Source organism: Pseudomonas sp. NFX1 (genome assembly GCF_051123555.1).
In the GTDB taxonomy this organism is placed as follows: domain Bacteria; phylum Pseudomonadota; class Gammaproteobacteria; order Pseudomonadales; family Pseudomonadaceae; genus Aquipseudomonas; species Aquipseudomonas capeferrum.
Window position 1 is genome coordinate 1,684,339 of sequence record NZ_CP169366.1, and the last position, 13,303, is coordinate 1,697,641.

The 13,303-nt window shown below is 63.2% G+C and carries 12 protein-coding genes; 5 read left to right on the top strand and 7 right to left on the bottom strand.

Annotated features, from left to right (window positions below; genetic code table 11):
* Positions 1–36: 36 nt before the first annotated feature.
* The gene (locus DJ563_RS07270; protein WP_274099566.1) at positions 37–1,056 is read right to left on the bottom strand and encodes a LacI family DNA-binding transcriptional regulator; all 1,020 of its coding nucleotides are present in this window, start codon (positions 1,054–1,056) and stop codon (positions 37–39) included.
* Positions 1,057–1,263: 207 nt separating this feature from the next.
* On the opposite strand from DJ563_RS07270, the gene DJ563_RS07275 reads away from it, so the two are divergent.
* The 3 genes from DJ563_RS07275 to DJ563_RS07285 all read left to right on the top strand — a co-directional run bounded on the left by DJ563_RS07275 (position 1,264) and on the right by DJ563_RS07285 (position 3,639).
* Positions 1,264–1,803, top strand: coding sequence for a gluconokinase (locus tag DJ563_RS07275; RefSeq protein ID WP_434519152.1), 540 nt, complete (start codon positions 1,264–1,266; stop codon positions 1,801–1,803).
* Positions 1,804–1,914: 111 nt separating this feature from the next.
* Entirely contained in the window at positions 1,915–3,267 is a 1,353-nt protein-coding gene (locus DJ563_RS07280; RefSeq protein ID WP_033698007.1) for a GntP family permease, read from the top strand.
* 87 nt (positions 3,268–3,354) lie between these two features.
* Positions 3,355–3,639, top strand: coding sequence for a hypothetical protein (locus DJ563_RS07285; RefSeq protein ID WP_434519153.1), 285 nt, complete (start codon positions 3,355–3,357; stop codon positions 3,637–3,639).
* Positions 3,640–3,676: 37 nt separating this feature from the next.
* Here the strand turns inward: DJ563_RS07285 and DJ563_RS07290 are convergent, their stop codons facing one another.
* From DJ563_RS07290 to DJ563_RS07305, 4 genes are all read right to left on the bottom strand, one after another.
* A complete protein-coding gene (locus DJ563_RS07290; RefSeq protein ID WP_274099564.1) occupies positions 3,677–5,104 on the bottom strand; it encodes a sigma-54-dependent transcriptional regulator in 1,428 nt (475 codons plus the stop codon).
* Entirely contained in the window at positions 5,073–6,566 is a 1,494-nt protein-coding gene (locus DJ563_RS07295; protein ID WP_274099563.1) for a sensor histidine kinase, read from the bottom strand. Before DJ563_RS07295 ends, DJ563_RS07290 begins: the two co-directional genes overlap by 32 nt.
* Before the next feature lie 284 nt (positions 6,567–6,850).
* Positions 6,851–8,311: a sensor histidine kinase gene (locus DJ563_RS07300; RefSeq protein ID WP_434519154.1), complete on the bottom strand. Its 1,461-nt coding sequence runs from the start codon at positions 8,309–8,311 to the stop codon at positions 6,851–6,853.
* A gap of 96 nt (positions 8,312–8,407) precedes the next feature.
* Positions 8,408–9,001 (bottom strand): lytic transglycosylase domain-containing protein, encoded by a 594-nt coding sequence (locus tag DJ563_RS07305; protein WP_434519155.1) that lies wholly within the window; start codon positions 8,999–9,001, stop codon positions 8,408–8,410.
* A gap of 185 nt (positions 9,002–9,186) precedes the next feature.
* On the opposite strand from DJ563_RS07305, the gene gspG reads away from it, so the two are divergent.
* Both gspG and DJ563_RS07315 read left to right on the top strand, forming a co-directional pair.
* Positions 9,187–9,612, top strand: a complete 426-nt coding sequence (gene gspG / locus DJ563_RS07310; RefSeq protein ID WP_274100370.1) for a type II secretion system major pseudopilin GspG — start codon at positions 9,187–9,189, stop codon at positions 9,610–9,612.
* Between the two features lie 11 nt (positions 9,613–9,623).
* The gene (locus tag DJ563_RS07315; protein ID WP_186653575.1) at positions 9,624–10,814 is read left to right on the top strand and encodes a type II secretion system F family protein; all 1,191 of its coding nucleotides are present in this window, start codon (positions 9,624–9,626) and stop codon (positions 10,812–10,814) included.
* On the opposite strand, the gene DJ563_RS07320 is transcribed toward DJ563_RS07315, so the two are convergent.
* Positions 10,800–12,116 carry an LLM class flavin-dependent oxidoreductase gene (locus DJ563_RS07320; RefSeq protein WP_434519156.1) on the bottom strand — a complete coding sequence of 439 codons (1,317 nt, stop codon included), beginning with the start codon at positions 12,114–12,116 and terminating at the stop codon, positions 10,800–10,802. The two genes, DJ563_RS07315 and DJ563_RS07320, sit on opposite strands and share 15 nt — an antisense overlap.
* A 69-nt stretch (positions 12,117–12,185) precedes the next feature.
* Positions 12,186–13,127: an ABC transporter substrate-binding protein gene (locus tag DJ563_RS07325; protein WP_434519157.1), complete on the bottom strand. Its 942-nt coding sequence runs from the start codon at positions 13,125–13,127 to the stop codon at positions 12,186–12,188.
* Between the last annotated feature and the right edge of the window lie 176 nt (positions 13,128–13,303).

Consider the following 13,303-nt stretch of genomic DNA (forward strand, 5'->3'; position numbering starts at 1 on the left):
CATACACAAGGCGCTGAGCCTCAAGAACTCTAAGCCTCAAGAACTCTCGCGCACCATCAGTTCGAACCCAAGGTCCTGCTGCTCGTTGGCCACCCGCTTGCCGTCAAGCAACGTCAGCAGCGCCAGCGCGGCCCCCCGGCCTACGGCTGCCCTAGGTGTGCGAATCGAGGTCAACCGCGGGACCATGTGCGCCGAGGCGGGCAAATCATTGAACCCCACCATCGCGACCTGCCGCGGTACCTCAACCCCTTGGCGCAGCGCCTGTAGCACAGCGCCCTGGGCCAGGTCGTCGTTACAGAAGAAGATGCCGTCGACATCCGGCGCCTGCTGCAACAGCTGGCTGAACAACGCACTACCCAACGCGATGGAAGAAGGCTCGGGCGCCAGGATTTCCAGCTCCGTCGCTTGCAGCCCCGCTTCGGTCAGGGCCTGGCGGAACCCCTCGGCGCGCTGCATCACCCGCGGGTCGAGCTGCGCGGCAATGAACGCCAAGCGCCGCCGCCCGCGTTCGATCAGGTGCCTGGCAGCCGCACGCCCGGCCTGTTGCTGCGAGAAGCCCACCGACAATGCACCCGCCTCGCCACCCAACTCCATCATGTGCACGCAGGGCACGCCACTGGCCGCCAGCATCTGCCGCGATGCGTCACTGCGCTCGAAACCGGTCAGCAGCATGCCGCAAGGCTGGTAGGCCAGGTAGTTGCGGATCAGGTTCTCTTCTTCGGCAATATCGTAGTGATAGTTGCCGATCAAAACCTCAAGCCCGCGCGGGCGCATCACCTCGTGAATGGCTTCGAGGGTGTCGATGAACAACTGGTTGGACAATGACGGGATCAGCACCACCACCGACTGGCTGCGGGCCGAGGCCAGTGCGCGGGCGGCCGGGTTGGCGACATAGCCCAGGCTCGCCGCAGCAGCGGCAACCTTTTCGGCCAGCGCCGGGGCAACCGTGCTGACCCCGCGCAAGGCGCGGGATGCGGTGATCGGGGAAACCCCGGAAAGCCTGGCGACTTCTGCCAGGGTGGGACGACCGGTGGTGCGGGAGCCTGTTCGGGACATGAATGTTGTAATTTTACTACTTGCCAAGGGAGGGGAACGGCCACTAAGGTAGCGCTGTCTCAGGACGCAGGCAATGTAATCTTTGGTAGCCGTTCCGCGTGCTCGCTGCCAAGCGTCCATACTGCGTAAGGACAAGACCAATAACACCGGGGAGGTGGCTGTTCGTCAGCGACGAGACAGCGCTACCTCACCCCGCAGGAGGTACTGATGAATTCTCCCCTGTCCGCCATTGTGGTGATGGGCGTGGCTGGCTGCGGCAAAAGCTGCATCGGTGCCGCCATTGCCGCCAGAAGCGGCGGCCGCCTGATCGAAGGCGACGCTTTTCACCCTGCCGAAAACATCCGCAAGATGAGCGCTGGCATCCCGCTGGACGACAACGACCGTGCCGGCTGGCTGGTGCACCTGGGCCAGGAGCTGCAGGCCACGGTCAACGCGGGCGAGCGCCCGATCCTCACCTGTTCTGCCCTCAAGCGCCGCTACCGCGATACCTTGCGCGCCTCCATGCCGGGCCTGGTGTTCGTGTTCCTCGAACTCACCCCTGCCGAGGCAGAAAAGCGCGTACTGGCCCGCCCAGGGCATTTCATGCCGGCAAGCCTCATCGACAGCCAGTTCGCAGCTCTCGAAGCCCCGCATGGCGAGCCGCTGACCCTGCCACTGGATGCCACCCAGCCCATCAATGTGCTTGCCGAGACGGTAGACAGCTGGCTAAAGCCCTGCGGTGAGCGGGACCTGGCGCAAACTGCCTGATCCAGGCGGTTTTTCCGGCTCACCAAAGACAGCGCTGTCTCGACCAATGAAAGCGCCTGAAGTTCAATAAAGCAACGCCCAAAACAACGATAAGACCGAGGCATAAAAACCATGTTCGGACTGGCTACTGATACCTTCCTGCTGCTCGACGCCCTGGTAACCATCATCGGGCTGATCCTGCTGATCACCCATTTCAAAGTTCACCCCTTCGTCGCCCTCACCCTCGCGGCCGGCTTCCTCGGCCTTACCTCCGGCATGCCGGTGGCCAAGGTGATGAAATCGTTCCAGGACGGTTTTGGTGGTGTGCTGGGCTTCGTCGGCATCGTGCTTGCCCTGGGCACCATGCTTGGCAAGCTGATGGCCGATTCCGGCGGCGCCGACCAGATCGCGCAGACGCTGATCCGCGCCTTCGGCAAGAAGAACGTGCACTGGGCCATGATGTTCGCCGCCTTCCTGGTCGGCATCCCGCTGTTCTTCGAAATCGGCTTCGTGCTGCTGATCCCGCTGGTATTCATCGTCGCCCGGCGCTCCGGGGTCTCGTTGGTGAAAATCGGCATCCCACTGCTGGCCGGCCTGTCTGTGGTTCACGGCCTGGTGCCGCCGCACCCGGGGCCGCTGTTGGCGATCGGCATCTTCAATGCCGACATCGGCAAGACCATCTTCTATGGCCTGATCGTGGCGCTGCCTACCGCGATCATCGCTGGCCCGCTGTTCGGCAACTTCATCTCGCGTTACATCCCGGGTAACCCGTCCCAGGAGCTGATGGACCAGATCGCCAAGGAGTCCGATCAGGGCAACCTGCCGAGCTTCGCCGTCACCCTGCTCACGGTGCTGCTGCCGGTGGCGCTGATGCTGCTCAAGACCTTCGCCGACGTGGTGCTGCCCGCCGAGCATATCGTGCGGCAGTGGATGGACTTGATCGGCCACCCCATCACCGCCCTGCTCGCCGCCTTGCTGCTGGCCTTCTATACCTTCGGCGCGGCGCGTGGTTTCAACCGCCAGCAGATCATGAAGATGCTCGACCAGAGCCTGGCACCGACCGCTGCCATCGTGCTGATCGTAGGGGCCGGCGGCGGCTTCAAGCAGATGCTGGTGGACACCGGGGTCGGCAACGTGATCGGGCAGATGGCGGTGCAGGCGGAAATCTCGCCGATCATGCTGGCCTGGCTGGTGGCGGCGGTGATCCGCATCGCCACCGGCTCGGCGACGGTCGCCACCATCACCGGCGCAGGGATCGTCGCACCGGTGATCGACATGGTACCGGGGGTCAACCGTGAGCTGCTGGTGCTGGCCACTGGCGCGGGTTCGCTGATCCTGTCGCACGTCAACGATGCCGGGTTCTGGCTGGTGAAACAGTACTTCAACATGACCGTGGCCGAGACCTTCAAGACCTGGAGCATGATGGAGACCATCCTTTCGGTGGTGGGCATCATCTTCATCATGTTGTTGTCGATGGTGGTGTGACCGTTGATCGGGATGGGGGCACCCAGCGTCTGCTCGGCGGCCCAATCGAGGTAGAAGCCCTCATCCCGATGCAAAGGAGATTGCACCATGATCCGCCCCTTCCTGCTCGCAGCCGTGTTTGTTTCACCGCTGGCCCTGGCGGTCGGCACCGGGCCGACCTACCCCGACGACCCGCACAACCCAGCGCCCCAGCCGGGTGTCGACAGCACCCTCAACCCGATTGAAAAACCGATGCCACGGGATACCGACCCGCGCTTGCAGGGCAATGACCCCGACAGCCCGCCTGCCACGCAGAATGATGAACATGATTTGCCCGGCATGGAGGGTAGCGGTTCGCAAGATAGCAACAAGGCAGGCGCCAGCAAGCCCTGACGTCGCTGCGCGAGCGCCAGGCGCTACTACTGCGGGGTTACCACTGCCGCTTGTCTGGCCTGGTCAACCCCAGCTTCTCGATCCGGTAACGCAGCATATCCCGCGACAAGCCCAGCATTCGCGCCGACTTGGTCACGTTCCAGTCAGTCCGGTCCAAGGTCTTGCGCACCAGGTCCCGCTCCATGTCCGGCAGGCTGGTGCCGGGTTCAGGCTCATGCCGTGGCATCTCGAACACCATAGGCGCCTGTTGCTGAATCAACGGTTCGTCGATCAAGCTCATGCAAAGGTTCAGCTGATGGGTCTGGATCACCTCGTTGGGCGCCAGCAGCACTGTCTGCTCCAGCATGTTGCGCAGCTCCCGCACGTTGCCTGGCCAGCTGTAGCCCAGCATCAAGGCCTCGGCCTCGGCGGAAAAACGCAGGTTAGGCTTGCCATAACGGCGGCCATGGTGCGCCAGGAAATGCCGAGCCAATAGCAGAATGTCCTGCCCACGCGCATACAACCGCGGCACCTTGAGCGCGATGATGCGCAGCCGGAAGAACAGGTCGCGGCGGAACTTGCCCTGCTGCACCATCTGTTCGAGGTTGCAGTTGGTGGCACTGATTACCCGCAAGTCGACCTTGCGCTCCTTCACCGCACCAATGCGGCGGATGCTGCGGTCCTCGAGCAGCTTCAGCAGCTTGGCTTGCAGCACCAGGTCCATCTCGCCGATTTCATCGAGGAACAGCGTGCCCCCATCAGCGGCCTCGACCAGGCCCACCCTGCGCTCCTTGGCATCGGTGAAAGCACCTTTCTCATGGCCGAACAACTCCGCCTCCAGCAAATTGGCCGGGATCGACGCGCAGTTGAACTCGATGAACGGCCCCTTGCTGCGCAACCCATCGAAATGCAGGGCCCGGGCCACCAGCTCTTTGCCCGTGCCGGTCTCGCCTTCGACCAGTACCGGGGGCAGGTCGTCGCTGGCCATGCGCCGCTCGGCATCCAGCACCTGTTGCAACGTGTGCTTGAGGCTGAGCATCACCGGCGAGTCGCCGATCAGTGCCTGCAACCCGGACTTCTGCGCCTCGCGCTCCTGGTAGAACGACAGGGTGCGCTCCATCCGCTCGGCCGCCAGGGCCTTGTCCAGGGTCAGCTTGAGCTCGGCCAGTACCACCGGCTTGGTCAGGTAATGGAACGCGCCCTCCTTCATTGCCTGCACGGCATCTTCGACGTTACCGTAGCCGGTCATCATGATGACTTTGAGCGCCGGCACCTGTGCCACCAGGGCGCGCAACAGGTCGTGCCCGCTCATGCCGGGCAACGAGTTGTCGGTCAGCACGGCGTCGGGCTGGGCCTGCTTGACCTGCTCCAGTGCAAGCTCGGCACTGTGGCAGACCGTCACCTCATAGCCCTTGAGGCTCAGGTAGGTGCGAATGTTGTCAGCAAGGATTTCATCATCCTCGACTACCAGGATGCTCTGTTCCATGGTCCACTCCCGCTGCGATATTGAAAGTAAGGCTGACGCGGGTTCCTTCCTCTTCGCGGCTGCTCAGGCTGACCGAGCCGCCAAAACGCTCCATGATGCGTTGAGCAAGGGCCAGGCCTACGCCGAGGCCGCCCTGTTTGGTGGTAAAGAATGGTTTGAACACCATCCGTTCCTGCTGTTGGCTCATGCCTTTGCCGGTGTCACTGAGCAGCATGACCGCACGCTGGCCGTCCGCCACGCTGACCTGGGCGCGCAACACACCGCCTGCGGGCATGGCCTCGATGGCATTGGAAAACAGGCTGTTGAGAATCTGCGTGAGCTGCAGCGGCTGGCTGGCCACGTACTGCAGCTCGGGGCCTTCGTAGCAGAACTGCACCCCGTTGCGCGCGATCTGTTGGGCGAAGGCCAGGTGCGTGTCCTCGATGGCCGCGACCAGGTCCACCGCCTCGGGCTCGTCACTGGCCGGGCGCAGCGATACCAGCAGGTCGCGCACCCAGCGTGACATGCGGTCGACCTGGCCGATGATATCGTTGATGTTCTTCTGCGCGGTGGGGTTGGCGATTTCCTGGGCCAGCTCGGCGCTGGAGCGGATGTTGGCCAACGGGTTGCGCAGGCTGTGGGCCACCGCCGAGGACATTTCGCCCAGCGCCCCGTAGGTTTCGCTGGCCACCAGCCGGTCTTGCTGCTGGTCGAGCATGAGCGCCGCCCGCCGCACGATCCAGAACAGGCCGAAATAGATCAGCGCCCCGCCTAGCAGGGTCGAGGCCCAGATCAGCACATAGCCCCGCTGGATACGCCGGATCAGGTCCTGCGGCTCTTTGTAGATCTCGACCATCGACAGCACCTGCTCACCCTGGCTGTCGAACAGCGGGATGTAGTTCTCGATGAACAGGTACTCGGGTTCACGCAGGAATTTCTGTTCTTCACGGTCTTCCTCAGCCTTGTGGTAGCTGGCAGAAACCGCCTTGCGCGAGCGGAAGGCGTGCTCCAGATCGCCATCCTCCTCGATGCGTTTGCCAATCAACTGAGGGTTGGTGGACCAGACGATGGTCCGGTCACGGGCATAGACGTTGGCCAGCAGGGTGTCGGGCAGGTGTTCGACGTGGTCGAGGAATTCGACGCGGGTCGACTCGGCCAGCGCCGGGGTGACTTGCAGGTGCTGCAGGTCCAGGCGGGGGTCGAGCAGTTCACCCATGGTGGTACCCGGCGGCAACTGCGAATGGCGGACTTCGGCCTGGGCCATGGCCTGGATGAACTGTGCAGTGAGCATGGCGTCGCGCTCGACACTGTCACGTACCACGAAGCGCGTCGACACGTAACCCAGGCCACCGGCCACCGAGGCGATGATCAACAGGCTGATCAGGGAAAACCAACGCAGCAGGTTGAACTCGCGCAGCGGTGCCGCGAGACCACTGGAGGCCGCAGAGGCTTTGTCGGGCATTTCGTTGTCCAGCATCTGCATTGAGTGGTTCCCGCGCAGGGAGTCCGTTCTGAAGCGCAGCCTTGCTACGGTTGGTAGCAATTTAATAGCACTCCACCTGGGCCGCCGAAGCTGCCATCTGTTGCTATCGATCTCTGCAAAAACTCAGCCAGCAAATCTAGAAATCCATAAATCCATATTTTTCAATTAGTTGGTTTAGCTTTTTAATCCCTTTTCAAGATCTAACCCCCACAATTGGGTGAAAATTACCCAAAAAACAATAAATACATATAAATCATATAGTTACTAAATATATTTAAAGCCAATTACGCAGAGCTGACCAACCTGAAGTTCAACGAAACCCGAGTGCCGTGCCCTTCACTGCTGCTCAACCTCACCGCCCCACCAAAGCGCTCCATGATGCGCTTGACCAGCACCAAGCCAACACCCAGCCCGCCCTGCTTGGTGGTGAAGAACGGCCTGAATGCCATGCGAACCTGCTGCTCGGTCATGCCCTTGCCGGTATCGGACAGGCGCAGGGTGAGGCTGCGCCTGTCCTGGCGCACCACTTCGACACGCAAGGTGCCGCCCTGCTCCATCGACTCCAGCGCGTTGGCGATCAGGCTACTGAAGATCTGCCTGAGCAATGCCGGGTGCCCCAGTACCTGAACCGCCGGTAACGGCTGCAGGTCAAGCCTCACTGCACAGCGCGTCAGCGGTACGGCAAAGGTCTGCAGGCTTTCCTGCAGTGCCTGCGCCAGGTCCACCGCCACCGCTTCGTCATTGAGCGGGCGCAGTGACTGCAACAGTTGGCGAATCCACTGCGACATGCGATCGACCTGGTTGATGATGTCGTTGATATTCCGCTGTGCCGGGCCGTCATCAAACGCTTGTGCAAGCTCGGCACTGGAGCGGATGCTCGCCAGCGGGTTGCGCAAACTGTGCGCCACCGCCGAAGACACCTCGCCAAGGGCTACGTAGGTTTCGTTGTTGATCAGCCGCTTCTGCTGCACTGCCAGCAGCTTGGCGGCGCGGCGCATGATGCCGTACAGGCCGATATAGACCAGTGCGGCGCCAACGGTGATCGCCGCCCAGATAAGGATCAGGCCGTGCTCGATGCGCACGATCAGGTCATGAGGCTCCTTGTAGATTTCCACCATGGCCGTGACATGCTCGCCATCGGCGTCGAACAGCGGGATGTAGTTCTCGATGAACAGCTGCACGGGCGGAGTCACGAACTTCTGCTCTTCGCGTGCCTGTTCAAAATCATGGTAGCTGGCGGAGACTCGCATCTTGTATTCGAAGGCGCGATCAAGGTCGTCATCGCCCTCGATCAGCTTGCCGATCAATGCGGGGTTGCTGGACCAGATCACGGTGCGGTCCGGCGCATAGATATTGGCCAACAGCATGTCAGGCAGGTGCGCGATATGGTCAAGGAATTCACCACGCGCCTTGCGCCGGGCTTCGGGATCGACATCCGGCAGCGCCGTGCGATCGGTGCGCGGGTCAAGCAGCTCGCCCATGGTGCGCACATTGGGGATTGACACGTGGCGCACTTCGGCGTCGGCAATCGAGGTAATGAACTGGGCAGAAAGCAGCGCATCGCGCTCGACGCTTTCGTCGATGATAAAGCGGCTGGAAATCAGCCCCAGGCCGACAGCCACCGAAAAGATGATGGCCAGGCTGACCCAGGCGTACCAGCGCAACAGGTTGAACGGCTTGCGTGGGGTTGTCGCCTCGCTGCCGGCAGGCACTTCGAGGGCGTCGGAACGGGGGGCGATGTCCATGGCGGACTCCACGGCTGGGCACCTTTGAAGGTTATAGCCCAGAGTTGGGGGAACCATGGTTGTAAATTGATGGCATCCGCCGAAGGGTGGCCGCGCCTACAACGGCGAATCGTCCGCCAACCCTTGCAGCTTGCGGTACTCGCGCAGCACGTTGGGCACGTAGCGGCGGGTTTCGGCGAACGGCGGCACCGCACCCCGTCGCAGCACTGCATCGGGGCCTGCGTTGTAGGCGGCCACGGCCAAGGTGATGTCGTTGTCGAACAGGGTCAGCATGCGTTTGAGGTAGCGTGCGCCGCCCCGCACGTTGTCTTCAGGGTCGAGGGCGTTTTCCACGCCCATTTCACGGGCGGTATCGGGCATCAGTTGCATCAGCCCCACCGCCCCCGCTGGCGAGCGGGCCTTGGGGTTATAGCCGGACTCGGCCTTGATCAGCGCATGCAGCAACGCCTGCGGTACGTTGTGGGCGAGCGCCGCAGCCGCCACCAGCTCGGCATAGGGGCGCCCGGTGATCAACTGCGCACCGGCCGGGCCCGCCTGGGCCAGCGGTTCGCTGATCACCCGCTGGTAATGACGCCCGGGTCGATGGACGTTGGTCAGTACGTAGCCGCCCTTGGCATCGATGGAGATGTACACATCGGCCTGGGCGGCACCCGCCGCCAGCCAGATCAAACCCAGGATGAGTCCACGCATGTCGGCTGCCTCTTCGTCGTGGCCCCCGATGTGGGGGAAATGCCCCGGAAAACCCGAGGTCGATGTCGACGACGCAAGCACTGTGCCGCTTCCTGTACCGCATGGCGCAAGGCCCCGAGGCAGACGTGCACGGCTGTTGCATGGTGCCTGACACAGCCTGTTTCCATGCAGCGGAGGCCTTCACCATGCAGCGCAGATCCAACCCCCAACGTGGTTTCACCCTGCTCGAACTCCTCGTGGTGCTGGTGGTGCTCGGCCTGCTGGCCGGCATCGTCGCGCCCAAGTACTTCAGCCAGCTAGGCCGCTCGGAGGTCAAGGTGGCACGGGCACAGATCGAGGGCTTGAGCAAGGCTCTTGACCTCTATCGCCTGGAAGTCGGCCATTACCCCAACAGTGAACAGGGCCTGCAGGCGCTGGTTATCGCCCCCAGTGGCGAAGCCCGCTGGACGGGCCCCTACCTGCAGAAGGCGGTACCGCAGGACCCGTGGGGGCACGCCTACATCTACCGGCAACCCGGTGAGAACGGCGGTGAGTACGACCTGCTGTCGATGGGCAAGGACGGCCAGCCCGGTGGTGACGGGGAAAACGCCGAAATCACCAGCTGGCAATGAGGAGATCGGCCATGCGCTACAGCCTCAAGGCCCTGGGCAGACAGGGCGTGGTGCAGTTGCAGATCGACGCCGAAGATGCCGACCAGGCGCGTCGCCAGGTCGAGGCGCAAGGTTTGCGGGTGGTCAGCGTGAAGGGCCAAGGCGGCGCATTGCGTGGCATGGCCTGGCGCCGCGAAGCACACTTTGACCTGGTGCTGTTCAGCCAGGAGCTGTCGACCCTGCTGAATGCCGGGCTGCCGTTGATCGACGCCTTGGAAAGCCTGGCGGAAAAAGCCCCGACCCCGGCCACGCGCAAAACGCTGGGTGACCTGGTGCGCCAGCTGTACGAAGGCCATTCGCTGTCCCAGGCGCTGGCCCGACAGCCGCGCATATTCCCGGCGCTGTACGTGGCCTTGGTGCAGTCCAGCGAACGCACCGGCGCCCTGGGCGACGCCCTGGGCCGCTATATCGCCTACCGCCAACGCCTGGATCTGGTCCGGCAGAAGCTGGTGGGGGCGTCGGTCTACCCGCTGCTGCTGTTGCTGGTGGGCGGTGGCGTGGTGCTGTTTCTGCTCGGCTACGTGGTGCCGCGCTTCAGCCAGGTGTTCGAGGGCATGGGCACCGAGCTGCCCTGGCTGTCACGCATGCTGATGCAGATCGGCTTGTTCCTGCATGCCCAGCAACTGCCGTTGGCACTGGGCAGCGTGGCGGGGATAACCGCCCTGGTGCTGCTGCGCCGTCACCCGCGGGTGCGACGCTGGGCATCCCGCCAGCTAAGACGCATGCCCGCACTGCACCAGCGGTTGATGATGTACGAGCTGGCGCGCTTCTACCGCTCGCTGGGCATCCTTTTGCAAGGTGGCATTTCCATCCTCACGGCAATGGGCATGGCCCGCGGGCTGCTGGGCAGTGCCGCAGCCCAAGGCCTTGAACAAGCCAGCCAACGCGTGGCCGAAGGGTTGCCGTTGTCCGATGCGCTGGAGGCCGGGCAATTGGTGACGCCGGTGTCTTTGCGGCTGCTGCGGGCGGGTGAACAGTCGGGCAACCTCGGCGAGATGCTGGAGCGTTGCGCCGACTTTCACGACCAGGAGATCGGCCGTTGGGTGGAATGGTTCGTCAAGCTGTTCGAGCCGCTGCTGATGACCTTCATCGGCTTGCTGATCGGCTTCATCGTGATCTTGATGTACATGCCGATCTTCGAACTGGCCTCAAGCATCCACTGAAACGGCAAGACCCAGGCTTTCGCGCAACGTCGTCCCCTCATAAGCCGTGCGGTAGACGCCACGCGCCTGCAGCAACGGCACTACTTCTTCAGTAAAGCGGCGGAACTGGCCGGGGTGGCCAATGTAGATATTGAAGCCATCCAGCGCCCGCGCCTCGAACCACTCGGTCATTTTGGCCGCCACCGTTTCGGCCGACCCGACGAACGCCCCCGGGCGCAGCTGGCGGCCGAACTCCACCGCCTGGCGCAAGCTGAAGCCCTGCTCGCGCGCCTGGTCGGCAATGCGTTTGGCATTGGTGAAGAAACTGCTGCGCGCATGCTCCAGGCTCTGTTGCGGGAACGGCGCGTCGAGGTCGTACTGGGTAAAGTCGTGCCAGCCGAAATTACGCCCGAATTCTTTCAAGGCCAGCTCAAAGCTGTGGTCCTGCTGGTGGTAGTGGCGCTCGATTTCACGGGCGTGCGCATCGGTGTCGCCGACATAAATCTCTGCGCCAGGCAGTACCAGCAGTTGCTCCGGGTCACGTCCCAGGCGCGCGGCACGGCCTTTGACATCGCGATAGAAGGCCTGGCCCTGCTCGATGCTGGCCGCATGGGTGAAGATCACATCCGCCGTGGCGGCGCCGAGGTCGCGGCCTTGCGGGGAGTCGCCCGCCTGGAAGATCACCGGTTGGCCCTGGGGCGAACGCTGGATGTTCAACGGCCCCACCACCGAGAAATGTTCGCCCTTGTGGTTGAGCGCATGCATCTTGGACGGGTCGAGGAACTGGCCCGTGGCGCGATCCCGCGGGAAGGCGCCCTGTTCGTAGGAGCGCCACAAGCCCTGCACCACCTGGACGTGTTCTTCGGCACGGGCGTAACGGGTGTCGTAGTCGTAGTGCTCGTCACGGCCATAGTTGCCCGCCGTGCCGGCATCGCCACTGGTTACCACGTTCCAGCCGGCGCGGCCTTTGCTGATGAGGTCCAGCGAGGCCAGGCGGCGGGCGACGTTGTAGGGTTCGTTGTAGGACGTGGTCAGGGTGCCGACCAGGCCGATATGCCGAGTGCTGACCGCCAGGGCCGAAAGCAGGGTCAGCGGCTCCAGCCGGTTGAGGTAGTGTGAGGGGGAGCCGGGGGTGATGTACTGGCTGTCGACGATGAACACCAGGTCGAACAGTGCGGCTTCGGCCTGGCGGGCGATGTCGATATACCAGTCGATGTTGACGCTGGCATCGGCAGGCAATTCGGGGTCGAGCCAGAGGTTATGGCGGCCAGGGCCGCCGCAGCCCATGGTCAGGGCGCCGAGTTTGATTTTGCGGGTGGTCATGGGGATTCCTCGGAAATGCTGTGGGCTGTGCCGGCCTCTGTGGGCCACGAAGTGCCGGTGCCGCCAAACTCAGTGGTCGCTGGCCAGCGCCGCGGCGAACGAGGTGTCGAACAGGCTCGCCGCCGGGTAGGCCTTGATCAGCCCAAGCCCGGCAAAGAAGTCCACGGTCTTCTGCGCATCGACAATGACCTGGGGGTTGAGCGGCGCCACGTCGGTGCGCGCACGGGCGAACCAGGCCCGGGCAATGTCCCGGTCGGCGCGGGTACACTTGGCCCAGGCGTCGGCGTAGGCCTCGGTGTTGGCGGCGTCGCTCAAGGTCCAGTCACGGGCCTTCTTCAGCCGCGTGAGAAAATCACTGATCTGCGCACGCTTGGCCTCGACGGCCTTGGCATTGGCCACCACGAAACTCTGGGCCGGGATCACCCCCTCGGCCGTGGCCAGCACTCTCGCGCCCTGGCGCTCCTGCTGGGTGACATAGGGCTCCCACGTTGCGATCACGTCCACCGAGCCGCCGTCCAGGGCATGCGACGCGTCCAGTGCGCTGAGGTAACGCAGCTCCAGGGCATCGCGGGGTACCGCGGCCTTGTCCAGGGCGCTGAACAGCAGTTGCTGGCTCCAGGAACCCTTCCAGATGGCTGCGCGTTTGCCGCGCAGGTCTTCAAGGCTGTGAATGTTCGAATCCTTGCGCGCCAGAATGGCCACCCCGTCGAGGTTCTGCCGGCTGACGGCAATGACCTTGATGGGCGCACCCAGGGCGCCGAGGAACAACGGCGGCGCATCGCCCAGCAGGCCAATGTCGAGGCTGCCGACATTCAGGGCTTCGGCCACGGGGGAGCCGGCGGTGAACTGCTTCCACTCCAGGGTATAGGGCAAGTCGTCGAGCACGCCGGCCGCTTCCATCACGGCACGGGCATTGAAGCTTTGATCGCCGACCACCAGGGTTTGCGCAGCAGCGGCCAGGCTCAGCGAGGCGGCCAGCACACCGGCGGCCAGTTGTTTGAGGTATCGCACGTTCGTCTCCAGGGCCATTAAAGGCGCAGCTAGCAGGCGATCCGCCCGTGCGGTCTCGTCGTAATGAAAGGGTATGCTCTTTGAGTCTAACAAGCGGACTTTTTATAATTTAACGTTGTATAAAGCCTCTGTGAAATTCGTTCTAGGCATAACCTAATGCCTTGGACAGGGCCTAT

Bases quoted from the DNA above. Each gene is read 5' to 3' on its own strand.
- DJ563_RS07270 (WP_274099566.1), bottom strand. From the start codon at position 1,056: ATGTCCCGAACAGGCTCCCGCACCACCGGTCGTCCCACCCTGGCAGAA.
- DJ563_RS07275 (WP_434519152.1), top strand. From the start codon at position 1,264: ATGAATTCTCCCCTGTCCGCCATTGTGGTGATGGGCGTGGCTGGCTGC.
- DJ563_RS07280 (WP_033698007.1), top strand. From the start codon at position 1,915: ATGTTCGGACTGGCTACTGATACCTTCCTGCTGCTCGACGCCCTGGTA.
- DJ563_RS07285 (WP_434519153.1), top strand. From the start codon at position 3,355: ATGATCCGCCCCTTCCTGCTCGCAGCCGTGTTTGTTTCACCGCTGGCC.
- DJ563_RS07290 (WP_274099564.1), bottom strand. From the start codon at position 5,104: ATGGAACAGAGCATCCTGGTAGTCGAGGATGATGAAATCCTTGCTGAC.
- DJ563_RS07295 (WP_274099563.1), bottom strand. From the start codon at position 6,566: ATGCAGATGCTGGACAACGAAATGCCCGACAAAGCCTCTGCGGCCTCC.
- DJ563_RS07300 (WP_434519154.1), bottom strand. From the start codon at position 8,311: ATGGACATCGCCCCCCGTTCCGACGCCCTCGAAGTGCCTGCCGGCAGC.
- DJ563_RS07305 (WP_434519155.1), bottom strand. From the start codon at position 9,001: ATGCGTGGACTCATCCTGGGTTTGATCTGGCTGGCGGCGGGTGCCGCC.
- gspG (WP_274100370.1), top strand. From the start codon at position 9,187: ATGCAGCGCAGATCCAACCCCCAACGTGGTTTCACCCTGCTCGAACTC.
- DJ563_RS07315 (WP_186653575.1), top strand. From the start codon at position 9,624: ATGCGCTACAGCCTCAAGGCCCTGGGCAGACAGGGCGTGGTGCAGTTG.
- DJ563_RS07320 (WP_434519156.1), bottom strand. From the start codon at position 12,116: ATGACCACCCGCAAAATCAAACTCGGCGCCCTGACCATGGGCTGCGGC.